This window comes from Streptomyces sp. NBC_01485, from assembly GCF_036227125.1.
GTDB lineage: Bacteria > Actinomycetota > Actinomycetes > Streptomycetales > Streptomycetaceae > Streptomyces.
On the sequence record NZ_CP109435.1, the window covers coordinates 1,434,480 to 1,458,989 of the forward strand.

At 66.6% G+C, this 24,510-nt stretch carries 16 protein-coding genes and 3 rRNA genes; 5 read left to right on the forward strand and 14 right to left on the reverse strand.

The features are described 5' to 3' along the window. Positions 1-20: 20 nt before the first annotated feature. From ftsR to OG352_RS06775, 10 genes are all read right to left on the reverse strand, one after another. The gene (gene ftsR, locus OG352_RS06730) at positions 21-758 is read right to left on the reverse strand and encodes a transcriptional regulator FtsR (protein WP_329215372.1); all 738 of its coding nucleotides are present in this window, start codon (positions 756-758) and stop codon (positions 21-23) included. A gap of 43 nt (positions 759-801) precedes the next feature. Beyond that, positions 802-1,686, reverse strand: coding sequence for an FHA domain-containing protein (locus OG352_RS06735; RefSeq protein ID WP_329223735.1), 885 nt, complete (start codon positions 1,684-1,686; stop codon positions 802-804). 82 nt (positions 1,687-1,768) lie between these two features. After that, positions 1,769-2,602: a DUF881 domain-containing protein gene (locus OG352_RS06740; protein ID WP_329215374.1), complete on the reverse strand. Its 834-nt coding sequence runs from the start codon at positions 2,600-2,602 to the stop codon at positions 1,769-1,771. 5 nt (positions 2,603-2,607) lie between these two features. Then, positions 2,608-2,940 (reverse strand): small basic family protein, encoded by a 333-nt coding sequence (locus OG352_RS06745; RefSeq protein WP_030798533.1) that lies wholly within the window; start codon positions 2,938-2,940, stop codon positions 2,608-2,610. Next, positions 2,937-3,833: a DUF881 domain-containing protein gene (locus OG352_RS06750; RefSeq protein WP_329215378.1), complete on the reverse strand. Its 897-nt coding sequence runs from the start codon at positions 3,831-3,833 to the stop codon at positions 2,937-2,939. Before OG352_RS06750 ends, OG352_RS06745 begins: the two co-directional genes overlap by 4 nt. Before the next feature lie 106 nt (positions 3,834-3,939). Continuing rightward, a complete protein-coding gene (locus OG352_RS06755; protein WP_329215380.1) occupies positions 3,940-6,435 on the reverse strand; it encodes a mannose-1-phosphate guanyltransferase in 2,496 nt (831 codons plus the stop codon). 115 nt (positions 6,436-6,550) lie between these two features. Then, the gene (locus OG352_RS06760; RefSeq protein WP_329215382.1) at positions 6,551-7,159 is read right to left on the reverse strand and encodes a CDP-alcohol phosphatidyltransferase family protein; all 609 of its coding nucleotides are present in this window, start codon (positions 7,157-7,159) and stop codon (positions 6,551-6,553) included. Between the two features lie 109 nt (positions 7,160-7,268). Next, positions 7,269-7,385, reverse strand: a 5S ribosomal RNA gene (rrf, locus tag OG352_RS06765). A gap of 95 nt (positions 7,386-7,480) precedes the next feature. Beyond that, positions 7,481-10,605: ribosomal RNA gene (locus OG352_RS06770) — 23S ribosomal RNA — on the reverse strand. Between the two features lie 319 nt (positions 10,606-10,924). Next, positions 10,925-12,451: ribosomal RNA gene (locus tag OG352_RS06775) — 16S ribosomal RNA — on the reverse strand. The 16S, 23S and 5S rRNA genes sit together here, the layout of an rRNA operon. A gap of 588 nt (positions 12,452-13,039) precedes the next feature. Between OG352_RS06775 and OG352_RS06780 the strand changes: the two genes are divergently transcribed. Both OG352_RS06780 and ptsP read left to right on the forward strand, forming a co-directional pair. Further along, positions 13,040-13,489 (forward strand): PTS sugar transporter subunit IIA, encoded by a 450-nt coding sequence (locus OG352_RS06780; RefSeq protein WP_329215384.1) that lies wholly within the window; start codon positions 13,040-13,042, stop codon positions 13,487-13,489. A 79-nt stretch (positions 13,490-13,568) separates the two neighbouring features. After that, a complete protein-coding gene (gene ptsP / locus OG352_RS06785) occupies positions 13,569-15,239 on the forward strand; it encodes a phosphoenolpyruvate--protein phosphotransferase (RefSeq protein ID WP_329215386.1) in 1,671 nt (556 codons plus the stop codon). An 86-nt stretch (positions 15,240-15,325) separates the two neighbouring features. On the opposite strand, the gene OG352_RS06790 is transcribed toward ptsP, so the two are convergent. Together OG352_RS06790 and OG352_RS06795 are read right to left on the reverse strand one after the other, a co-directional pair. Then, positions 15,326-16,219 carry a hypothetical protein gene (locus OG352_RS06790; protein ID WP_329215388.1) on the reverse strand — a complete coding sequence of 298 codons (894 nt, stop codon included), beginning with the start codon at positions 16,217-16,219 and terminating at the stop codon, positions 15,326-15,328. 349 nt (positions 16,220-16,568) lie between these two features. Further along, positions 16,569-18,536: an acetoacetate--CoA ligase gene (locus OG352_RS06795; RefSeq protein ID WP_329215390.1), complete on the reverse strand. Its 1,968-nt coding sequence runs from the start codon at positions 18,534-18,536 to the stop codon at positions 16,569-16,571. Between the two features lie 214 nt (positions 18,537-18,750). Between OG352_RS06795 and OG352_RS06800 the strand changes: the two genes are divergently transcribed. Next, complete coding sequence (locus OG352_RS06800; protein ID WP_329215392.1) at positions 18,751-21,117, forward strand: glycoside hydrolase family 31 protein; 2,367 nt, start codon at positions 18,751-18,753, stop codon at positions 21,115-21,117. A gap of 16 nt (positions 21,118-21,133) precedes the next feature. On the opposite strand, the gene OG352_RS06805 is transcribed toward OG352_RS06800, so the two are convergent. Both OG352_RS06805 and OG352_RS06810 read right to left on the reverse strand, forming a co-directional pair. Then, the gene (locus OG352_RS06805) at positions 21,134-21,670 is read right to left on the reverse strand and encodes an NUDIX domain-containing protein (RefSeq protein WP_329215394.1); all 537 of its coding nucleotides are present in this window, start codon (positions 21,668-21,670) and stop codon (positions 21,134-21,136) included. A gap of 47 nt (positions 21,671-21,717) precedes the next feature. Continuing rightward, a complete protein-coding gene (locus OG352_RS06810) occupies positions 21,718-22,536 on the reverse strand; it encodes a M15 family metallopeptidase (RefSeq protein WP_329215396.1) in 819 nt (272 codons plus the stop codon). Positions 22,537-22,634: 98 nt separating this feature from the next. On the opposite strand from OG352_RS06810, the gene OG352_RS06815 reads away from it, so the two are divergent. After that, entirely contained in the window at positions 22,635-23,060 is a 426-nt protein-coding gene (locus OG352_RS06815) for a Zn-ribbon domain-containing OB-fold protein (RefSeq protein ID WP_329223736.1), read from the forward strand. After that, positions 23,057-24,247: a lipid-transfer protein gene (locus OG352_RS06820; protein ID WP_329215398.1), complete on the forward strand. Its 1,191-nt coding sequence runs from the start codon at positions 23,057-23,059 to the stop codon at positions 24,245-24,247. The genes OG352_RS06815 and OG352_RS06820 overlap by 4 nt, the downstream gene beginning before the upstream one ends. Positions 24,248-24,510: the final 263 nt, after the last annotated feature.

Here is a 24,510-nt window from a genome sequence, read left to right on the forward strand (position 1 = left end):
CCGAGGGCGAAACACCCCGCTCAGGGCAGCCGTACCCCGAGCGCCGTCTGCACCAACGCCGCGTGCAGCGCGACCGTGAGCCCCGCGAGCTCCTTCGTACGGGCCTCCGCATGGGCCCTGGTCTGCGGATTGCGGTGCCGCCTGAGGGGGGCCACCACCTGGTCCACGAGCCCGGCCTCACGGTCGGCCGCGGCCTTCATCACCCGCAGATGCCGAGGCTCGATCCCGAACCTGCCCAGCTCGGCCACGAGTGCGGCCACCGTGGCCGCCTCGGCGTCATAGACCCCGTCCTCCAACGGCACGACGAGCCCGTACGACTCCCACTCCACGAGTTCCGGCTCCCCGATCCCCGCGGCCGCCAGCAGCTCGGACCGGCCGATCCGGGCGACGGTGGGCGTGTCGGAGACCTCCAACACGGCCTCACCGTCCCGCTGCCGGCCCACGGTCGGCAACGGCGCGGCCTCGCCGCGCTCCATGGCGTCCAGATGCTCGCGGATGACCTTGAGCGGCAGGTAGTGGTCCCGCTGCATCCTCAGTACGTGGCCGAGGCGCTCGACGTCCTCCGCGCTGAACTTGCGATACCCCGAAGGGGTCCGCTGCGGCTCGATGAGCCCCTCCGACTCCAGGAAACGGATCTTGGAGATGGTGACTTCGGGGAACTCGTCGCGCAGCGCGTTCAGCACGGTGCCGATGCTCATCGGACCACCGTCCGCGGCGGCGGTGCCGTGTCCGGCACCGCCCCTCGGTGTTCGAAGCATGGACCTTCCCTGGGGGTCCCCCCGGACGGCGCCCGGGGGAGGGTCAGTAGCCCCGCTGGCTCGCGTAGAAGACCAGCCGGTACTTGCCGATCTGCACCTCGTCACCGTTCGACAGAGCGACCTCGTCGATCCGCTCCCGGTTGACGTACGTGCCGTTCAGACTGCCGACGTCCGCCACCGTGAACGTGCCGTCCGGGTTGCGCCGGAACTCCACGTGGCGACGCGAGACCGTCACGTCGTCGAGGAAGATGTCGCTCTGCGGGTGACGGCCGGCCGTGGTCAGGTCGCCGTCCAGCAGGAAGCGGCTGCCCGAGTTCGGACCGCGGCGCACGACCAGCAACGCGGAACCCAGCGGCAGCGCGTCGACCGCGGCCTGCGCCTCGGGAGAGAGCGCGGGCAACTGCGTCTGGCCGGTGACCTCGGCGTCGTAGGCCTCGAGACCGGAGATGGAGATGGTTGAGGTCGTCTCCGACGCACGCTCGGGCGTCAGACCGGGGCGCAGCGGCGCGCCGCAGTTGGAGCAGAAGCGGCTGTTCTCCGCGTTGCGGTTACCGCACCTCGTACACACCAGGGCCGACATAGGGGAAAACCCTCCACCCGTACTTGAGGTTGACGGTTGGCCGAAACCTATGCCGCCGGACTGCGCAGGGTCAACCGACGCCGCACCCTGGCCTCCGGAAACATCGCCGCCCGGACCGTCCACCTGGTCCCTGAACAGCGGCCGCTGACCCTCTGCGTCGGGCTGTGCGCGATGGCGAGCGGTCGCGTTGTCGCTGCCCTCTCGCGCGCTCTTGCCGAACAACTTCGCAAACAACTTCACGGGCGATTCCCCTTGACCGAAACAGACCCGCCCGTGGGGCAGGACGAACCCTGACTGAATACACCGGCCGACCCGGACACCTTCACAACGTCCATGTCCACCAGACAGTTTCCACCACGCACCACCCGATCGGTGCGTCGACCCCCCGCAACCTCATGCCCCTGCCTGACGCCCCCCATGCACCCCCGGTTCACTGCGTCGACGACCGAGCGTAGTCAGGCTGCTTCGCCGCTCGCAAGGCGTCCACAACGATCTTGTCCGACCGCTCGACGGTCACGGTGGCCTGCTCCTTCTCGAGATTCTGCACCACGCCTCCAGGGATGTTCAGCGCCGGCTCGAGGTCCTGCGGGTTACCGATGACCTTGAAACGAAAGGGCGCGTTGATCTTGTTCCCGTCGACGCTCACGCTCTTGCCGGAATCCGTCAGGTACGTGCCGGCGACGACCCGCACACCGTTCACCTGGATCGCCTCGGCCCCGGCCGCGCGCAGCTCCTGGATCGCGTCGAGCAGCATGTCCGCCTTGACCGTCCCCTTCGTGTCCCCGATGGTCATCGTGATGCCGGGCCCCTGCGCAGCCACCGTGCCCGCCAGAATGCCGAGCTGCTTCTCCTTCTCGACCGTCTGCTTACGGGCCTCCTCGGCCTGGTCGGAGCTGTTCTCCAGCTCCTGCTGCTGCTTCTCGAGGCCCTGCTTCTCGTCCTCAAGACGCTGACTGCGGTCGTCCAGTTCATCGAGGATGCGCACAAGATCCTCCTGACGTGCGCCGCGCAGGGCGTTTCCGCTGTCGCTGTTGGAAGCGACCTGGACGGCCAGGCCGAAGCCGAGACCGAACAGCAGCAGGGCCACGATGAGTTGGGCCCGCGACACGCGCGGCGGCCAGAGCCCCTGCACCAGCCGCTGCCGGCCGGTCAGCACGGGCGCGGCAGGCTCCTCGGCCGCGTCGTCCACGGACGACGTCACGGGGACCTCCTCGGGCAACTCCTTGCGCGGCCTGTTCTCGGGCGCCTCATCCTGGTCGCTCATCGGCCTCACGCCCGGAAGACGTGCCGACGGATCGCCGCGGCGTTGGAGAAGATCCGGATACCGAGGACGACCACCACACCCGTGGACAGCTGCGACCCCACGCCCAACTCGTCACCCAGGAACACGATCAGAGCGGCCACCACCACGTTCGACAGGAACGACACCACGAACACCTTGTCGTCGAAGATGCCGTCGAGCATGGCCCGCAGCCCGCCGAACACGGCATCCAGCGCCGCCACCACGGCGATCGGCAGATAAGGCACGACGGCTGCCGGAATCTCCGGCTGGACCAACAGGCCCGCCACGACTCCCACGACGAGGCCCAGTACGGCGATCACGATGCGTCCTTCTCAGTTCTCGGCTGTGCTGTACGTACGATCACACTCGGTGCGGCGGGCAGCCGGACGTCGTCCACCACGGAGATGGCCGTCCGGATGCCGTAGTTCTCCTGCAGGGCGTTCAGATACAGCCCGTCGGCGCCGTTCTGGAACCGGGTGCTGAGGTTTTTCCCGTCCCCCACCGCGAGCACCGTGTACGGCGGCACCAGCGGCTTGTTGTCGACCAGTATCGCGTCCCCCGCGGCCCTGATCGCCGACAGCGCCGTCAGCCGTTGTCCGTTGATCGAGACGGCCTCGGCACCCGACGCCCACAGTCCGTTGACCACGCGCTGCATGTCACGGTCCCGGACCCGCCCGGTGTCGGAGAAGCCAGAGGTCTCGCGCGGGTCGCCGTCACCGCCCGTGGTGGCCTCCTTGGCGTCGTCCACCACCAGTTTGACGCCTGGGCCGTGCACCTCGACGGCACCCGACAGGATGCCCACCAGGTCCGCCTGGTCGCTGCCGCCGCTCTGCTTGAGCGCCTCCTTCTGCCGGGCGCTCACGTCGTCGCGCAGCTTGTCGACGGCGCTCTCGAGCTCGTCGGCCGCCTCGGTCTCGCTGTCGATGCGGTCGATCAGCTCCTCGCGCTCCTTGGCGACGACCGGCGCCGCCACCCGCGCCTGCGCCGCACCGACGGTGACCACGAGGGCCGCGAGCACCAGCCCTCCGGCGAGACCGAGCTTCGCCCGCACCGTCTTGGGCAGCCCGCCCTTGCCTTCGGCCTGCTTGCGGGCGGCGGCCTCGGCATACCCGTCGTCGAGGCTGTGGTCCATGACGTTGGTGAGCAGCGACATGGACGCGTCCGGGCGCGACGCGCGCGCGGGTGTGCTCCGAACGGGGGGCTGCTGCGGCATGCCGCACATCGTCGCACGTCGCGCCCAGTACCTCCGAATGGCCCCACCGGCGTGCCGGACAGGCCCCCTGGGGGACACTTGTCCGGCACGCGCGCGTGCGCGTGGTTCAGCGTCCGGCGCTGTCCACGACCGACGACCACTCGTCGAGCAGAGCCTGTGCGGACGCGTCGTCCGGCCCCTCCGCCCACAGATGGGTGACGGCCTCGGCCGGGTCGGGCAACACCATCACCCAACGCCCATCCGTCTCCACCACCCGAACACCGTCGGTGGTGTCCACGAAGCGGTCTCCGGCCGCCTCGACGACCCGCCGCATCACGAGTCCCTTGACGGCCCACGGGGTCGCCAGATCCCGCTTCAGGACGTGCGCCCTCGGAATCCGCGCGTCGATCTGGCTGAGGGTGAGCTGCGTCCGCGCCACCAGCCCGATCAGCCGCACGAAGGCCGCCGTACCGTCGAAGACACTGCTGAACTCCGGGACGATGAACCCGCCCTTGCCGTCGCCGCCGAAGATGGTCGTCTCGTCCCGCCCGACCCGCGTGAGGTCGTCGGGCGAGGTCGTCGTCCACTCGACCTGCGTCCCGTGATATGCCGCCACCTGCTCGGCGATCCTCGTCGTGGTCACAGGCAGCGCCACCCGCCCGCTGCGCCGCTCGGCGGCCACCAGGTCGAGCAGCACGAGGAGCGCCCGGTCGTCCTCGATGATCCGGCCCTTCTCGTCAACGAGGGAGAGCCGTTCACCCACCGGGTCGAACCGCACGCCGAACGCGGCCCGCGACGAGGCCACGATCTCCCCGAGCCGCACGAGCCCGGAGCGCCGCTGGTCGCCCGTCTCCGTGGGCCTGGCCTCGTTCAGGCCGGGGTTGATGGTCAGCGAGTCCACCCCGAGCTTCCCGAGGAGACTCGGCAACACCAGCCCGGCACTGCCGTTCGAGGCGTCCACTACGACCTTGAGTCCGGACTCGGAGATCCCCGTCGTGTCCACGTTCCGCAGCAGCGACCCGGTGTACGAGTCGAAGACACTGGCCGGGAAGTGCAGGTCCCCGATCTCTCCCGGGAACGCCCGCCGGTACTCCTGCCGCGCGAACACCCGGTCCAGCTTGCGCTGACTGCCCTGCGACAGGTCCGCGCCCTGCCCGTCGAAGAACATGATGTCCACGGAGTCCGGCACCCCGGGCGAGGTCCGGATCATGATCCCGCCGGCACTCCCCCGCGCGGTCTGCTGCCTCGCCACGGGCAGCGGTACGTTCTCCAGGTCGCGTACGTCGATGGCACTGGCCTGGAGCGCGGAGATGACGGCCCGCTTCAGCGCACGGGCACCACGGGAGTGGTCCCGGGCCGTGGTGACGGTGGCCCCCTTCTTGAGCGTCGTGGCGTAGGCCCCGGCGAGACGCACGGCCAGCTCGGGCGTGATCTCGACGTTCAGGATTCCGGACACCCCGCGGGCGCCGAAGAGGTGCGCCTGTCCCCTCGACTCCCAGATCACCGACGTATTGACGAACGCGCCGGCTTCGATGGTCTTGAAGGGATAGACCCGCACATTGCCCTGCACGATCGATTCCTCACCGATCAGGCATTCGTCGCCGATGACGGCGCCGTCCTCGATCCGGGCCGCCCGCATGATGTCGGTGTTCTTTCCGACGACACAGCCCCGCAGATTGCTGTGCTGCCCGACGTACACGTTGTCGTGCACGACGGCTTTATGCAGAAAGGCCCCGCTTTTCACGACGACATTGGATCCGACGACCGTGTGCTCGCGGATTTCGGCGCCGGCCTCCACCTTCGCGTAGTCCCCGATGTACAGGGGCCCGCGCAGTACGGCATCGGGATGCACTTCGGCACCTTCGGCCACCCACACACCCGGGGAGATCTCGAAGCCGTCGATCTCGACGTCGACTTTGCCCTCCAGCACATCGGCCTGGGCCTTCACGTAGCTCTCGTGCGTGCCGACGTCCTCCCAGTAGCCCTCGGCGATGAACCCGTAGATCGGCTTGCCTTCCTTCATCAACTGCGGGAAGACGTCGCCCGACCAGTCGACGGACACATCGGCCTCGACATAGTCGAAGACCTCGGGCTCCATGACGTAGATGCCCGTGTTCACGGTGTCGGAGAACACCTGGCCCCAGGTTGGTTTCTCCAGGAAACGCTCGACCTTGCCCTCTTCGTCGACGATGGTGATGCCGAATTCCAGCGGATTGGGCACACGCGTCAAACAGACGGTGACCAGCGCGCCTTTTTCCTTGTGGAAGTTGATGAGGTCGGTGAGGTCGAAGTCAGTGAGGGCATCACCGGAGATGACGAGGAAGGTGTCATCCTTCAACGCCTCCTCAGCGTTCTTCACGCTTCCGGCGGTACCGAGTGGCTTCTCCTCATTGGCATAGCTGAGCTCCATTCCGAGCTCTTCGCCGTCGCCAAAGTAGTTCTTGACCAACGACGCCAGGAACTGGACAGTTACGACGGTCTCGTTGAGCCCATGCCTTTTGAGCAGCCTCAGCACGTGCTCCATGATCGGCCGGTTGACTACCGGCAGGAGCGGCTTGGGCATGCTTGAGGTCATGGGGCGAAGGCGTGTGCCTTCGCCTCCGGCCATCACGACGGCCTTCATGTCGGAAGCGTCCTCCTAAAGAGACGACGGTCTAGCCGACTTCACCCGTCCAGATTGTCCCGCACTTTTCCGCCGCGGGCCATCGAGCCACTGCTACTACTGCCAATCGGCGAGCTCAGTCGGCCATGGCGTCCGCACGAACGAGACGGCGGACCTGTACCACGTAGAGGACTCCTGCCCACCAGTAGAGCGTTGTACCCCATCCGGCGAACGCCCATCCGAAAATCGCACCGAGTGACGCCAGCCACCCACTTCCGTCACTGAGCAGAAGCAGTGGGAAGGCGTACATCAGGTTGAAGGTGGCCGCCTTCCCCAGGAAGTTCACCTGCGGCGGTGGATAGCCGTGCCGCCTGAGGATGCCCACCATCACCAGCAGAACCAGCTCACGCGCAAGAAGTACAGCGGTCAACCAGACGGGCAGAATCTCCCGCCAGGTGAGACCGACCAAAGTCGAGAGAATGTAGAGCCGGTCCGCAGCCGGGTCGAGGAGCCGGCCGAGGCTGCTGATCTGGTTCCAGCGCCGCGCGAGCATGCCATCCAGATAGTCACTGACCCCGCTGAAAGCCAGCACGAGGAGAGCCCAGCCGTCGCTTTGCGGGCCTCCGAACTCGGGCCGGAGAATCAGCCACAGGAACAGGGGCACGCCGACGAGACGCGCCATGCTGAGGATGTTCGGGATGGTGAGGACCCGGTTTGTCTGGACACGGGTCTCTTGGACCTCCACCCGGGGGCCTCCAGTAGGAAATGAGCCAACGATGCCCCCTGACCATACCCCAACGCAAAAAAGCTCTGGCTCTTGGGCTGTATGCCCAAGAGCCAGAGCTCTAAAAGGAGTTCGGCGGTGTCCTACTCTCCCACAGGGTCCCCCCTGCAGTACCATCGGCGCTGTAAGGCTTAGCTTCCGGGTTCGGAATGTAACCGGGCGTTTCCCTCACGCTATGACCACCGAAACACTATGAAACTGTTTCAGCCGCACCACACCCCGGCCAAAGGGGGTGTGGGGCTGTTCGTGGTTTCAGAACCAACACAGTGGACGCGAGCAACTGAGGACAAGCCCTCGGCCTATTAGTACCGGTCAGCTCCACCCATTACTGGGCTTCCACATCCGGCCTATCAACCCAGTCGTCTACTGGGAGCCTTAACCCCTCAAAGGGGGTGGGAATACTCATCTCGAAGCAGGCTTCCCGCTTAGATGCTTTCAGCGGTTATCCCTCCCGAACGTAGCCAACCAGCCATGCCCTTGGCAGAACAACTGGCACACCAGAGGTTCGTCCGTCCCGGTCCTCTCGTACTAGGGACAGCCCTTCTCAATATTCCTGCGCGCGCAGCGGATAGGGACCGAACTGTCTCACGACGTTCTAAACCCAGCTCGCGTACCGCTTTAATGGGCGAACAGCCCAACCCTTGGGACCGACTCCAGCCCCAGGATGCGACGAGCCGACATCGAGGTGCCAAACCATCCCGTCGATATGGACTCTTGGGGAAGATCAGCCTGTTATCCCCGGGGTACCTTTTATCCGTTGAGCGACGGCGCTTCCACAAGCCACCGCCGGATCACTAGTCCCGACTTTCGTCCCTGCTCGACCCGTCGGTCTCACAGTCAAGCTCCCTTGTGCACTTACACTCAACACCTGATTGCCAACCAGGCTGAGGGAACCTTTGGGCGCCTCCGTTACTCTTTAGGAGGCAACCGCCCCAGTTAAACTACCCATCAGACACTGTCCCTGATCCGGATCACGGACCCAGGTTAGACATCCAGCACGACCAGACTGGTATTTCAACGACGACTCCCCCTGAACTGGCGTCCAGAGTTCAAAGTCTCCCAGCTATCCTACACAAGCCGAACCGAACACCAATATCAAACTATAGTAAAGGTCCCGGGGTCTTTCCGTCCTGCTGCGCGAAACGAGCATCTTTACTCGTAGTGCAATTTCACCGGGCCTATGGTTGAGACAGTCGAGAAGTCGTTACGCCATTCGTGCAGGTCGGAACTTACCCGACAAGGAATTTCGCTACCTTAGGATGGTTATAGTTACCACCGCCGTTTACTGGCGCTTAAGTTCTCAGCTTCGCCACACCGAAATGTGACTAACCGGTCCCCTTAACGTTCCAGCACCGGGCAGGCGTCAGTCCGTATACATCGCCTTACGGCTTCGCACGGACCTGTGTTTTTAGTAAACAGTCGCTTCTCGCTGGTCTCTGCGGCCACCCCCAGCTCGGAGAGCAAGTCCCCTCACCAGTGATGGCCCCCCTTCTCCCGAAGTTACGGGGGCATTTTGCCGAGTTCCTTAACCATAGTTCACCCGAACGCCTCGGTATTCTCTACCTGACCACCTGAGTCGGTTTAGGGTACGGGCCGCCATGAAACTCGCTAGAGGCTTTTCTCGACAGCATAGGATCATCCACTTCGCCACAATCGGCTCGGCATCAGGTCTCAGCCTTAATGTGCGACGGATTTGCCTATCGCACGGCCTACACCCTTACCCCGGGACAACCACCGCCCGGGATGGACTACCTTCCTGCGTCACCCCATCACTCACCTACTACAAGTCTGGTCCGTCGGCTCCACCACTTTCCATTCCCCGAAGGGTCCGGAACGGCTTCACGGACTTAGCATCGCCTGATTCAATGTTTGACGCTTCACAGCGGGTACCGGAATATCAACCGGTTATCCATCGACTACGCCTGTCGGCCTCGCCTTAGGTCCCGACTTACCCTGGGCAGATCAGCTTGACCCAGGAACCCTTAGTCAATCGGCGCACACGTTTCTCACGTGTGTATCGCTACTCATGCCTGCATTCTCACTCGTGAACCGTCCACCACTGCCTTCCGGCGCGGCTTCACCCGGCACACGACGCTCCCCTACCCATCACAGCAGGCGTTGGCCCTATATGCTGCAATGACACGACTTCGGCGGTACGCTTGAGCCCCGCTACATTGTCGGCGCGGAATCACTAGACCAGTGAGCTATTACGCACTCTTTCAAGGGTGGCTGCTTCTAAGCCAACCTCCTGGTTGTCTCTGCGACTCCACATCCTTTCCCACTTAGCGTACGCTTAGGGGCCTTAGTCGATGCTCTGGGCTGTTTCCCTCTCGACCATGGAGCTTATCCCCCACAGTCTCACTGCCGCGCTCTCACTTACCGGCATTCGGAGTTTGGCTAAGGTCAGTAACCCGGTAGGGCCCATCGCCTATCCAGTGCTCTACCTCCGGCAAGAAACACACGACGCTGCACCTAAATGCATTTCGGGGAGAACCAGCTATCACGGAGTTTGATTGGCCTTTCACCCCTAACCACAGGTCATCCCCCAGGTTTTCAACCCTGGTGGGTTCGGTCCTCCACGAAGTCTTACCTCCGCTTCAACCTGCCCATGGCTAGATCACTCCGCTTCGGGTCTTGAGCGTGCTACTCAAACGCCCTATTAGGACTCGCTTTCGCTACGGCTACCCCACCCGGGTTAACCTCGCAACACACCGCAAACTCGCAGGCTCATTCTTCAAAAGGCACGCAGTCACGAGAATGCATGCAAGCATGCACTCCGACGCTCCCACGGCTTGTAGGCACACGGTTTCAGGTACTATTTCACTCCGCTCCCGCGGTACTTTTCACCATTCCCTCACGGTACTATCCGCTATCGGTCACCAGGGAATATTTAGGCTTAGCGGGTGGTCCCGCCAGATTCACACGGGATTTCTCGGGCCCCGTGCTACTTGGGTGTCTCTCAAACGAGCCGTTGACGTTTCGGCTACGGGGGTCTTACCCTCTACGCCGGACCTTTCGCATGTCCTTCGCCTACATCAACGGTTTCTGACTCGCCTCACAGCCGGCAGACTGTGAAAGAGAGATCCCACAACCCCGTATGCGCAACCCCTGCCGGGTCTCACACGCATACGGTTTGGCCTCATCCGGTTTCGCTCGCCACTACTCCCGGAATCACGGTTGTTTTCTCTTCCTGCGGGTACTGAGATGTTTCACTTCCCCGCGTTCCCTCCACATACCCTATGTGTTCAGGTATGGGTGACAGCCCATGACGACTGCCGGGTTTCCCCATTCGGAAACCCCCGGATCAAAGCCTGGTTGACGACTCCCCGGGGACTATCGTGGCCTCCCACGTCCTTCATCGGTTCCTGGTGCCAAGGCATCCACCGTGCGCCCTTAAAAACTTGGCCACAGATGCTCGCGTCCACTGTGCAGTTCTCAAACAACGACCAGCCACCCATCACCCCCAACCCTCACCGGGTCGGAGTGCACTGGGGCCGGCACTGAAGACAGACCTTGCGGCCATACCCTCAGACACCCAACAGCGTGCCCGACCAACCCCCGCCCGAAGATCATGCTTTCCACACCCTTACGAGCAGTACTTGCAGCCTCCGACCCGGAAACCGGCCGAATAATCAACGTTCCACCCTTGAGCAACCACCGTCGGACATACGCCGACGTAATGGCCCTGGACCACCGGGCAAGCCCGGCAGCCTAGATGCTCCTTAGAAAGGAGGTGATCCAGCCGCACCTTCCGGTACGGCTACCTTGTTACGACTTCGTCCCAATCGCCAGTCCCACCTTCGACAGCTCCCTCCCCGTGAGGGGTTGGGCCACCGGCTTCGGGTGTTACCGACTTTCGTGACGTGACGGGCGGTGTGTACAAGGCCCGGGAACGTATTCACCGCAGCAATGCTGATCTGCGATTACTAGCAACTCCGACTTCATGGGGTCGAGTTGCAGACCCCAATCCGAACTGAGACCGGCTTTTTGAGATTCGCTCCACCTCACGGTTTCGCAGCTCTTTGTACCGGCCATTGTAGCACGTGTGCAGCCCAAGACATAAGGGGCATGATGACTTGACGTCGTCCCCACCTTCCTCCGAGTTGACCCCGGCAGTCTCCTGTGAGTCCCCATCACCCCGAAGGGCATGCTGGCAACACAGAACAAGGGTTGCGCTCGTTGCGGGACTTAACCCAACATCTCACGACACGAGCTGACGACAGCCATGCACCACCTGTACACCGACCACAAGGGGGCGACCATCTCTGGCCGTTTCCGGTGTATGTCAAGCCTTGGTAAGGTTCTTCGCGTTGCGTCGAATTAAGCCACATGCTCCGCTGCTTGTGCGGGCCCCCGTCAATTCCTTTGAGTTTTAGCCTTGCGGCCGTACTCCCCAGGCGGGGAACTTAATGCGTTAGCTGCGGCACCGACGACGTGGAATGTCGCCAACACCTAGTTCCCACCGTTTACGGCGTGGACTACCAGGGTATCTAATCCTGTTCGCTCCCCACGCTTTCGCTCCTCAGCGTCAGTAATGGCCCAGAGATCCGCCTTCGCCACCGGTGTTCCTCCTGATATCTGCGCATTTCACCGCTACACCAGGAATTCCGATCTCCCCTACCACACTCTAGTCTGCCCGTATCGAATGCAGACCCGGGGTTAAGCCCCGGGCTTTCACATCCGACGTGACAGACCGCCTACGAGCTCTTTACGCCCAATAATTCCGGACAACGCTTGCGCCCTACGTATTACCGCGGCTGCTGGCACGTAGTTAGCCGGCGCTTCTTCTGCAGGTACCGTCACTCTCGCTTCTTCCCTGCTGAAAGAGGTTTACAACCCGAAGGCCGTCATCCCTCACGCGGCGTCGCTGCATCAGGCTTTCGCCCATTGTGCAATATTCCCCACTGCTGCCTCCCGTAGGAGTCTGGGCCGTGTCTCAGTCCCAGTGTGGCCGGTCGCCCTCTCAGGCCGGCTACCCGTCGTCGCCTTGGTGAGCCATTACCTCACCAACAAGCTGATAGGCCGCGGGCTCATCCTTCACCGCCGGAGCTTTCAACCCCCACCCATGCGAGTGGAAGTATCATCCGGTATTAGACCCCGTTTCCAGGGCTTGTCCCAGAGTGAAGGGCAGATTGCCCACGTGTTACTCACCCGTTCGCCACTAATCCACCCCGAAAGGCTTCATCGTTCGACTTGCATGTGTTAAGCACGCCGCCAGCGTTCGTCCTGAGCCAGGATCAAACTCTCCGTGAATGTTTTCCCGACTATGCTTAATTAAAAGCGCGGGTCGACACCACGAGAGCGGAACAGCCAGGCGGAATAAGCCCGGCCGTTCACAGCGTCCTCGCTGTGTTTTATTTCAAAGGAACCTCATCCCCGGCTATCACTGCCGGGAACGGGGTATCAACATATCTGGCGTTGATTTTTGGCACGCTGTTGAGTTCTCAAGGAACGGACGCTTCCTTTGTACTCACCCGAGAGACTCTCTCAGGCTTTCCTCCGGGCTTTTCCCTTCGGTCTTGCGTTTCCGACTCTATCAGGGTTTTTCCGGCTTCCTGACCACCGTCCTGCAGGCATGCAGAAGATGATCCAGAATTAGGATCTGACAAGCTGGATGCTGCTCGGCAAACGCGCTTGATCGCGTCGTTCACCCTCAAGCAGGAGTACGACTGTACACGGGGCCGCGGAGGCGCTGCAAATCGGCTAGGGTAGTGGTCTAGACCATGAATCAGGAGCTCTCGTGCGGAACCGTTACTTCATGTGACATAACGTTCTGCACGGTGCGCTGTCCTGGACACGCAGTAACGGCCCATTTACATCACCGCCCCTGGGAGGCTTCCCATGACCACCGTGACGTCCCCTGTTGTAGGACACGCTGTCGGACTGGCTGCCGTGCCGGATCCGGTCTTCTCCGGAGCCATGGTCGGCCCGGGCACGGCGATCGACCCGGTGCGTGAGCCTGCCGAGGCCGTCGCACCCGTGGACGGAGTCATCGTCTCCCTCCACCCGCACGCCTTCGTCGTGGTCGACGCCGAGGGACACGGGGTACTCACCCATCTCGGGATCGACACCGTGCAGCTCAATGGCGAGGGCTTCGAGGTCCTCGTGAACAAGGGCGACACGGTTACGCGCGGACAGAGCATCGTCCGGTGGAACCCGGCCGCCGTGGTGAAGGCCGGCAAGTCCCCGGTCTGTCCGATCGTCGCCCTTGAGGCCGCAGCCGATTCACTCGGCGAACTCCGTGAGGACGGCGATGTGAAGGCCGGCGACGTTCTCTTTTCCTGGCAGTAGTACCGCCGCCGTCATCAAGGCGGTACACAGGACAACCACCGCGGCGGCGGGATCCGCCGCACTATCGGAGACGGGTGAGATGGAGACAACGCTGCGAGGCGTCGGCGTGAGTCACGGTGTGGCGATCGGCGAGGTTCGACACATGGGAACGGCGGTGCTCGAACCGCCTGCCAAGCAGATCCCCGCGCAGGAGGCGGAGCGCGAACAGGGGCGCGCCCGCAAAGCCGCGGAGGCCGTGGCAGCCGACCTGAAGGCACGCGGCAATCTGGCGGGGGGCGAAGCCCAGGCGGTGCTCGAGGCTCAGGCCATGATGGCTCAGGACCCCGAGTTGATGGCCGACGTGGACCGGCGTATCGCCGTCGGCAGCACGGCCGAGCGGGCCGTCTACGACGCTTTCGCCGCCTACCGCGAATTGCTGGCAGGAGCCGGCGAGTACCTCGCTGGTCGCGTGGCCGACCTCGATGACGTGCGGAATCGTATGGTCGCCCGTCTGCTGGGTGTCCCGATGCCCGGTGTCCCGGACAGTGACGAGCCGTACGTGCTCGTTGCCCGGGACCTGGCGCCTGCCGACACCGCGCTGCTGGACCCGACGCTGGTGCTCGGTTTCGTGACCGAGGAGGGCGGGCCGACGAGTCACAGTGCGATCCTCGCCCGCGCCCTCGGCGTGCCGGCCGTCGTGGCTCTGCCGGGTGCCGGTGAGCTCGCCGAGGGAACGGTGATCGCCGTCGACGGCAGCACCGGCGACGTCTTCGTGAACCCGAGCGACGAGAAGAAAGCCCGGCTCGACGCAGCGGCCGCCGAGCGCAAGGCGGCGCTGAGCGCCTCGACCGGGCCGGGTGCCACCGCCGACGGTCACAAGGTGCCGCTGCTGGCTAACGTCGGCGGCCCGGCCGACGTGCCGGCTGCCGTCGAGGCCGGTGCGGAAGGCGTCGGGCTCTTCCGTACCGAGTTCCTGTTCCTGGACGACAGTAAGAACGCGCCGTCCGAGGAGAAGCAGGTCGAGGCCTACCGGCAGGTGCTCGAGGCGTTCCCCGAGGGGCGGGTCGTCGTGCGTGTGCTGGATGCCGGCGCGGACAAACCTCTGGATTTCCTGACCCCGGCCGACGAGCCCAACCCGGCGCTGGGTGTACGCGGGTTGCGGACGCTGCTGGACCACCCCGACATCCTGCGGACCCAGCTGACGGCGCTGGCGAAGGCCGCCCAGGGGCTGCCGGTCTACCTCGAGGTGATGGCGCCGATGGTGGCGGACCGCATCGACGCGAAGGCCTTCGCGGACGCGTGCCGTGAGGCAGGGCTGAGGGCGAAGTTCGGCGCGATGGTGGAGATCCCGTCCGCCGCTCTGCGGGCTCGTTCGATCCTGCAGGAGGTGGAGTTCCTGTCGCTCGGTACGAACGACCTCGCGCAATACACCTTCGCCGCCGACCGGCAGGTGGGTGCGGTGTCCCGGCTGCAGGATCCGTGGCAGCCCGCTCTGCTCGACCTCGTCGCCCTGTCGGCCGAGGCGGCCTCGGCCGAGGGCAAGAGCTGCGGTGTGTGTGGCGAGGCCGCGGCCGATCCGCTGCTCGCGTGTGTGCTGACGGGTCTGGGGGTCACCTCACTTTCCATGGGTTCGGCGTCGATTCCCTACGTGCGGGCCGCGCTGGCGAAGTACACGCTGGCGCAGTGCGAGCGGGCCGCGGCCGCGGCCCGTGCGGCGGACAGTGCCGAGGAGGCGCGCAACGCGGCGCAGGCCGTGTTGTCCGGCGAGTAGTCGGATTTGGCCGGTGGTCGGCCGGTGAGCAGGGGCGCTCCGCCTTCGGGTGGAGCGCCCCTGCTGTGTGTGGGCGTCCCTTCCGGTCAGTGCTGGTGGCCGGGCGTCGGTCGCTCCTGTCCGAGGTCCGGTGGGAAGCAGTAGTCCACGCCGGACTCGGGTGAGATGAGGTCGCCGGATTCGGCGTCGGTGCAGTAGGCGTCGAAGACCTCGCCAGCGGTCAGAGGTTCAAGGCCGTCGCCGCGCAGCCGCCACCCGTAGATCTGGTCGGAGGTTCCGGGAGCGGTGGTGCGCATGACCAGGCCGCCCGGATTCTGGGTGGCGAGGCCGACGGCGAGGACGGTGGTGAACTCGAGTGCTTCGGCCTCGTCGAGTTGTGTGGCGCCGTCGGTTTCGTCGTCCGCGTGGAGGACTGCGACGAGTGTTTCGGGTGTGGCGGTGACGCTGCAGACCAGGTGTCGGTTGCCAGGTGGTGCCGTGTCGAGGATGCGCGCGACGAGGTTCGATGCGCGGGTGAAGGCGGCGCGGCCGATGTCCTCGCCGCAGGTCGCGCAGGCGCCGAGGCGGGCCAGGAGGGTGGCCGCGTACTCCCAGGTCGCCTGTCGGACGGCTTCGTCGACGAGGACGGGCAGGAGGTCGGCGAGGGGTTGGCCCTCGTAGGGGATGGTGGGGCCTGCGGTCGCGAGTTCGGCCGTGAAGCGGGTGCGGTTGGCGGGGACGTCGGGGTCGAGCCCCTTGGCGGCGCAGTACTCGGCGTATTCCTGGGGGTCGAAGAGGGCCACGGTGGTGTGGGTGCCTTGCAGGGCGCGCGTCCGCAGGAGGTCTTCGACCTGCTGGAGGTAGGTGGCGTGATCGTCGAACGTGAAGGTGCGGTAGCGCCGCATGGCTCGGAAGTCGTGTTCGTCGGTGAGCAGACCGATGGTTCCGGCGATTTCACGGCGCAGGACGCGTCGCATGGTCTGGTGGTCGGTGTGGGCCATGTTTCCCCCTGTGTGCACAGTCGATCGATGCTCACTCACAGTAACCGTCAGCACTGACAACGGGCCGGGCGCGAGTCGGTCGCAGGCCGGGCGGTCCTGAAACATGCAGGTCACGACCATACCGTCGCCGAGGGTGAGCCAACCGAGGGTGCCCGTGGCGATCGCGGCGGTGACGGCGAGTGGTTCGAGCCTCGCGCTGGACGGACTGGCTAGGCCGTGGACGCCGAGGTCGGTGCGCTGACACCACACTCCGAGGCCGACGCGGTGCGGTCGGCCTCGGAGTTCGCTGTTGTGAGCGGCGAGTCCGAGGCCGTCTGTCGTGGCGAGTGCCTCGTGCTGACGGGCGTGTTCAGCCTCGTTTGCGGGCGAGGTCCTCGTAGAAGTGCAGGAGGTCGAGGTTGTCGATAGAACCGGGGTTGACGGCCTTTTTCAGCGGGGTGCCTTGGAGGAGGCGTTTAACCGGGACCTCGATGCGTTTGCCGGTGAGGGTGTGCGGCACTCCGGGTACCTCGATGACCTCGTCGGGGACGTGGCGTGGCGAGAGTTGTTCGCGGATGGCCTGTTTGATGCGGCCCAGGAGTGCGTCGTCGAGGGCTGCCCCGGGGGCGAGGTGTACGAAGAGGGGCATCCAGTAGCCGCCGTCGGGCTGCTCGATGCCGATGACCAGGGACTCCTTGATCTCGGGGAGCCGTTCGACGACCTCGTAGATGTCGGCCGAGCCCATGCGTACGCCCTGGCGGTTGAGCGTGGAGTCGGAGCGGCCGTGGATGACGACGGAGCCGCGCGAGGTGACGGTGATCCAGTCGCCGTGGCGCCATATGCCCGGGTAGGTGTCGAAGTAACTGTCGTGGTAACGGCTGCCGTCGGGGTCGTTCCAGAAGCGGACCGGCATCGACGGCATGGGGTTGGTGACGACGAGCTCGCCGACCTCGTCGATGACGGGGTGACCGTTCGGGTCCCAGGACTGCAGGTCGGTGCCGAGGCCGGGGGCCTGGAGTTCGCCGGTGTACACCGGGAGCGTCGGGACTGCCCCTGCGAAGCAGGAGCACACGTCCGTGCCGCCGCTGACGGAGGCGATCCACAGGTCGTCGCGGACCTCGTCGTGCAGCCAGCGGAAGCCGTCGGGCGGGAGCGGGGAGCCCGTGGTGGCGACGCACTGGACCTTGGAGAGGTCGAAGTCGCGGGCGGGGTGTACCCCCGCCTTGCGGCAGGCCATGACGTACGCGGCCGAGGTGCCGTAGAGGGTGGCGCCCGTGCGTTCGGCGATGCGCCACTGTGCGCCTGTGTCGGGGAAACCGGGGCTGCCGTCGTAGAGGACGATCGTCGTGCCGGTCAGAAGGCCGGAGACGAGGAAGTTCCACATCATCCAGCCGGTCGAGGTGTACCAGAAGAAACGATCCTTGGGGCCCAGGTCGCAGTGCAGGCCGAGCTGTTTGAGGTGTTCGACCAGGATGCCGCCCTGGGACTGGACGATGGCCTTGGGCAGGCCGGTCGTGCCGGAGGAATAGAGCACCCAGAGCGGGTGGTCGAAGGGCACCTGTTCGAAGACGGGTTCCTCGTCCGCGGTCGTCAGAACGGACCAGTCCAAGGCTCCCTGGGGCGGCTCCGTGCCCAGGAGGGGGATGTGGACCACGGCGCGCAGGGTGGGCAGTTCCGCGCGGAGTTCGGCGACGACGTCGCGGCGGTCGTGCTCCTTGCCTCCGTAGCGGTAGCCGTCGACGGTGAACAGGACGACGGGTTCGACCTGCTGGAAGCGGTCGAGGACGCTGCGGGCTCCGAAGTCGGGCGCGCAGGAGGTCCAGACGCCGCCCACGGCGGCCGTGGCGAGGAGGGCCACGACGGCCTGCGGGATGTTCGGGAGGTAGGCGCTGATCCGGTCGCCGGGGCGGACGCCGATGGCGCGCAGCTCGGCGGCGAGTGAGCCGACCTGGCGGCGCAGCTCGGACCAGGTCACCGGGGTCGGTTCGTGGGTCTCGTCGACGTACAACAGGGCCGGCTGCGCCGGGCGGGTGGCAGCCGCGCGCAGAGCGTGCTCGGCGTAGTTGAGCGTCGCTCCGGGGAACCACTGGGCGCCGGGCATGGACCGGTCGCCCAGCACGCGCGCGTAGGGTGTCGAAAACCGTACGTCGAACCACTCCGTGACGGCTGTCCAGAACGTCTCCAGCTCGTCGACGGACCAGCGGTGCAGTGCCGGATAGCCGCCTTCGGACGGGGCTGCGTACTGCTCGGCCGCCCAGGCCTGGAACTTCGTGACCTGGGCCTGGGCGATGCGCTGCGGATCTGGCCGCCAGAGCGGCTCGGGGTTCATGGTCGGCATGGGGCGGCTCCCGGACGGTGCGCGTCGTGTGCGTCGCCTGCGCACGCGCTGGGGTGGTGCGCGTGACGCGGCTGACATGGACGATGCCATGTGATCGACTTCGGCACCAGGGTGGGTTCCCCACAGTCCGTGTCGTGAAGATGTGGTCCCACCATGGGTGAACGCAAGTTGAACGACCCGCGCGCGTGGCGCGGTCAGTGACAGGGTGAACAGCATGGACGGTCGTGACCTGGTGCGTTCGATGAAGGCGGTCGGTTCCGCAGGAGCCGCCCAGGGGTTGCGTACCGTGAGGGCCGCGTGGCGCAGGAGGCGCGCCGATGCCACTGGGCTGCCGGTGCGGGGCCCCGAACGCGCGCGGGTGCCTGGTCTCGTGCAGGAGGCGGAGCCGGGGCCCGGTGGTGGGACGCTCCGGTTCAGCCGTTCGGAGCTGACGATCCGGGTCGCGGTGAACGGGGCCGTGTTCTGGGGTTGGGACGGTGCCGGACCCGAGCCGTCGTACGCGCTGGCCGGCCGCGGTCCGGAGCCGGATCCCCGGGCGGTGCTGGAGCCGGACAAGGACGGCGGGTGGCGGGTCGTCGCCGAGCGGGTGACGGTCGTCGTCTCACGACACGGCGCCGTCGAGGTGTGCACGCCGGGGGGCGTGATGTTGCGCCGCGATCTGCCGCCCCGGTGGTGGGAGCCGCAGGGCGGTGGCCCGGCGCGCTGGATGCAGCGCTCGGAGGTGGCGGCGGACGCGCGCTTCTTCGGTCTCGGCGGACGGGCGTCCGGGCCGCGTCTGCGCGACGGGGCGTACCGGCTGTGGAACACGGATCCCGGACACGCGTTCGATCGCGGGGACGATCCGCTCTACCTCACGATGCCGGTTCAGCTGGTGGTGGCGGACGCGGGCACGCACCTGGTGTTCCACGACTCCTCCTGGGACGGCGAGGTCACGCTGCGGGAGGGTGAGGAGGGGGCCGGTTCCGGGCACGACCGGGCAGGAACATGCGAGGTGCGGATGGACGGAGGTCCGTTGCGCTGCTGGGTGATGGTGGGCACCCCCGCGCGCGTGCTGCTGGCCTGGGCCTCGCTCACCGGGGCGCCGACGCTGCCGCCCGCATGGGCGCTCGGTCACCATCACGCGCGCTGGGGCTTCGGCAGCGAGGAGGAGGTGCGCCGGATCGTGGCGGGCTATCAGGAGCACGGTCTGCCGCTCGACGCGGTCCACCTCGACATCGACCACTACGACGAACACCAGGTGTTCACCATCGATCAGGATCGCTTCCCGAAACTGCCGGTGCTCGCCGAGGAGTTGCGGCGGGACGGGATACGCCTGGTGTCGATCGTCGACCCGGCGGTCAAGGCCGCGCCGGGCAACGCCGTGTACGACGGCGGGGTCGCCGAGGACGCGTTCGTGCGGGACGCGTCGGGACGGCTCGTCGAGGGCGTGGGGTGGCCAGGGGAGGTGGTTTTCCCGGACTTCACGCACGCGCGTGTGCGGCAGTGGTGGGGAGGTCTCTATGCCGAGCGGATCGCCCAGGGGTTCGCCGGCTTCTGGCACGACATGAACGAGCCGACGTCGTTCGCCGCCTTCGGGGAGTCGACGTTGCCACGGTCGGCCCGGCACTCCCTGGAAGGGCACGGTGGTGATCATCGCGAGGCGCACAACGTGTACGCGCTGTGCATGGCCCAGGCGGCCTACGAGGGCATGCGGGAGCTGGTTGCTGACGAGCGGCCGTTCGTCTTCTCACGGTCCGGTTGGGCGGGCCTGCAGCGCTACGGCGGCACCTGGTCCGGGGACGTCGCCACGGGCTGGCCGGGACTGCGGGCCTCCCTGTCGCTGGTGATGGGGCTCGGGCTGTGCGGGGTGCCGTATTCGGGGCCGGACGTGGGCGGCTTCGACGGCAGTCCGTCGCCCGAGCTGTATCTGCGCTGGTTCCAGTTGGGCGCGTATCTGCCGCTGTTCCGTACGCACGCGAGTCTGCGGGCGGGCCGCCGGGAGCCGTGGGAGTTCGGTCCCGAGGTGCTGGAGCACGCGCGCGTGGCGCTCGTCGAGCGGCGCCGGCTGTTGCCGTACTTCGTGACGCTGGCGCATCTGGCCCGGCGTACCGGGGCCCCCTATGTGCGCCCTGTGTGGTGGGGAGCGCCCGGTAACCGGGTGTTGCGGGACTGTGAGGACGCCTTCCTGCTGGGTGACTGCCTCCTGGTGGCACCGGTGCTCGACCCGGGCGCCGACCGGCGTGCGGTGCAGCTGCCGCGGGGACGCTGGTACGACACGGCGACGGGGCGGGCGTACGAGGGGCCGGGGCAGGTGCTTGTGGACGCCCCTCTGTCGCGTATTCCGGTGCTCGCGCGCGCGGGTGCCGTCCTGCCGGTGCGGGGAGACGACGGCGGGCTGGAGCTGGAGGTGTGGGCGCCGGTCCGGGGGCGGACGGGTGGCGGTCTGGTGGTGCGGGACGCGGGCGACGGCTGGGCGGAGCCTGAGGTCGAGCGGTATGTCGCCCGCTGGGAGGGCCCGCGGGTCGTCGTCGAGCGGGAGGGCGAGGACGGCGTGCGCGTGCCGTCCTACCCGGTGCGGGTACGCGGTCTCGGCGAGCGGTGAGCGGGCAGCGGTGAGCTCAGATGTAGCGGCCCTCGAAGAACGCCCGCACCGCGTGTGTGTGCAGGGGGAAGGCGAGCTCCTCGGGCCTGCGCAGGAGGTGCCAGCCCTCGGTCTCGTCCGTGACGGCGGACGACGGGAGGCGGTCCGCGGGGCGATCCGGAAGGAGCCCGAACAGTAGCAGGTGACCGTCGGAGGAGCTCATGGCGTCGGCGAGCCGCACGTCACGGGCCGCGGCCTCGATGCCGGTCTCCTCCTTGAGCTCGCGGACGACGGCCTGGCGCCAGTCCTCACGGTCGTCGATGTAGCCGCCGGGCAGTGCGACGCCCCCGCGCGCGGGGGCGATGGTTCGGGTGATGACGACCAGGGCGGTGCCCTTCGTGTCGTACACGGGCTGGAGCGCGACGGCCACCGGCAGCGGGTTGCGGTAGGCCACGGTGGCGCAGGCCTGACAGGTGCGGGGCCAGCCGGTGACGCCCTCCCCGTAGGGCGCTCCGCAGCTCGAACAGTGGGAGTCGCGCGCGGAGTTCGAAGTGGAGTGCAGAGTTTCGGACACGCGGCGGAGCGTATCCGATCTTGGGGAGGGCGTCGCACGGAGGCGGCTCACCGCCCCATGGAGAGGCACTCGGCGGACACGGGGAAGTCGAAGTAGGTGTCCGGGTAGGGCTCGGGCTTGAAGGTGAAGTGCCACCACTCCTCGGCGAGGTTCACGAAGCCGAGGTCTTCCAGGGTGCCCTTGAGGAGCAGCCTGTTGGCGCGCTGCTCGCCCTGGATGCGTGGGTCGAGGGTGTGCGCGAGGGTGTCGAAACAGTCGAACCCCGTTCCCATGTCGACGGAGTTGTCGGGGAAGCGCTGCTGTTGCGGCGCGTGGCAGGGGGCGAGAGCCTCGCCGGGGACGTAGGGCCTGGTCGGCGCGGACGGGAGTCTCACCAGGGTGAGGTCCATGGTCGAACCGCGGCTGTGGCCGGACTTCTCGGCGATGTAACCGTCATCGAAGAGACGGGACTTGTCGACGTTCGGGTAGAACTCCCCCTTCATCGACTGGTCGTTCAGGTTCTCGGCCCAGCGGACGAAGTGGTTCACGGCGCGCTGGGGCCGGTAGCAGTCGTACACCTTGAGTGTGTATCCCTGGGGAAGCAGTTTCGCCTGGGCCTTGTGCAGCGCTTCGGCGGCCGGCCGGGTGAGGATGCAGATCGGCTGCTGGTAGCCGTCGATGGGCTCGCCGACGAAGTTGTGCTGGGTGATGTAGCGCATCTCCTCGAGGATCGTCGGGTCCACGGTTCTCAGGGCCACGAAGTCCGTCGGGACCTCGGGGTCGGTGTGCGCCCGCGCGGCGGCGGAGGCCGGGGGCACGGTCAGCAGGGCGGCGAGTACGACGAGTACGGCGACGACACCGCGTGCTGCGCTGGAGAGTCGTGTCATGTCTCCTCCCTGCCCATTTCCCGATGGGCATGCCACACTCCTGACGTCTCGTCAGATTTCGTGGCCTGGAGGGAACCTTGTCGCGTACACGCACACCCGTGGTCGCCGGGTGGTTCACCGGGAGCGGAGACGACTTCAGACTGCTGGGGACGCGCTGCTCGGCATGCGGGTCGGTCTTCTTCCCGCGCGAGGACACGCACTGCCGGAATCCGGGCTGTGGGGGCGGTGGCCTGGAGGAGATCCCGCTCTCGCGACGCGGGCGTGTCTGGTCCTACACGGACAGCCGGTACCGCCCTCCGTCACCCTATGTGACCGATCGGGAACTTCCGTGGGAGCCGTACGCGTTGATCGCAGTGGAGCTGGAGTCCGAGCGGATCGTGGTGCTGGGACAGGCGGTTCCCGGGGTCACCGTCGCCGATCTGACGGTGGGCATGGAGGTGGAGGTCGTCCCGGGCGTGCTCGACGAGGGCGCGGAGACGACCTGGACGACCTGGCGATGGCGGCCGACGGGGGTGACGGGATGACGGCAGAGGTGGCGGTGCTCGGCGCGGGGATGCATCCGTGGGGCAAGTGGGGGCGCAGCTTCGTCGAGTACGGCGTGAAGGCGGCGCGGGCGGCCCTCGCGGACGCGGGCGTGGACTGGCGGGAGGTCGGTTCGATCGTCGGCGCGGACACGGTGCGTGGCGGCTATCCGGGGTATGTGGCCGGGGCGACGTTCGCGAAGGCCCTGGGGTGGCAGGGAGCCCGGGTCGCGAGTGTGTACGCGGCGTGCGCGTCGGGAGCCCAGGCGATCAACACGGCCCGGGCCCAGATCCTCGCGGGCCTGGCGGACGTGGTGCTCGTGGTGGGGGCCGACGCCGCCCCCAAGGGCTTCTTCCGCCCGGCGGGCGGGGACCGGCCGGACGACCCGGACTGGCTGCGGTTCCGGGTGCTCGGCGCGACCAATCCGACGTACTTCGGGCTGTACGCGCGCAGGCGGATGGCGGTGCACGGGGACACACCGGAGGACTTCGCCCAGGTCAAGGTGAAGAACGCGGCCATGGGCGCACTGAATCCGAACGCGCGCTACCGCAAGCGGGTCACCGCGGAGGAGGTGGCCGCGTCGGCGGTGGTCGCCGATCCGCTGCGGCTGCTGGACATCTGCGCGACCTCGGACGGCGGGGCGGCTCTGGTGCTGTCCAGCATGGAGTTCGCCCGTCGGCACGGGGCGACGGAGCCGGTGCGGATCAGGGCCGTGTCCACCGTGACGCCCCGCTACCCCAACACGGTGCTGGACCTGCCGGACATCGCGACCGATTCCGCGGTGGCGGTGGGGCCGTCGGGTGAACCCTTCCGGGCCTCGATCGCCCGAGCCGCATACGAGGAGGCTGGCATCGGACCCGAGGACCTGTCCCTGGCCGAGGTCTACGACCTGTCCACCGCACTGGAGTTGCAGTGGTACGAGGATCTGGGGCTGTGCGGCGGCGGCGAGGCCGCGAAGCTGCTGCGGGACGGTGTGACGGCACCGGGCGGCCGTATACCGGTGAACACGAGCGGGGGACTGGCCTCCTTCGGGGAGGCGGTGCCGGCGCAGGCGATCGCCCAGGTCTGCGAGGTCACCTGGCAGTTGCGCGGGCACGCGGGCGCTCGTCAGATCCCGGACGCGCGCGTGGCCGTCACGGCGAACCAGGGGCTGTTCGGGCACGGTTCGGCGGTGGTCGCCGTACGGTGAGCGGGGAGGGGTCACTCGGTGTGCGCCACGGCCGTCGAGCAGCTGCTCCTATCACACTCTGTGACCGGCCCGGCAGCTTGGCCGATCACCGCCAGGCGGCGGTGTGTCTCGCACCTTTGAAGAAGGCTGCGAAGTCGTTGAGAGGGGCGAGTTGGGTGGTGGGGCACGCCGGATACGAGATCCGGCGTGGAGTACCGCCGATGGCTCCTACGGGAGCGGTCGCGGCGGGGCTGGGGGTGGGCTGGTCTGAGGTCGGCCGACCC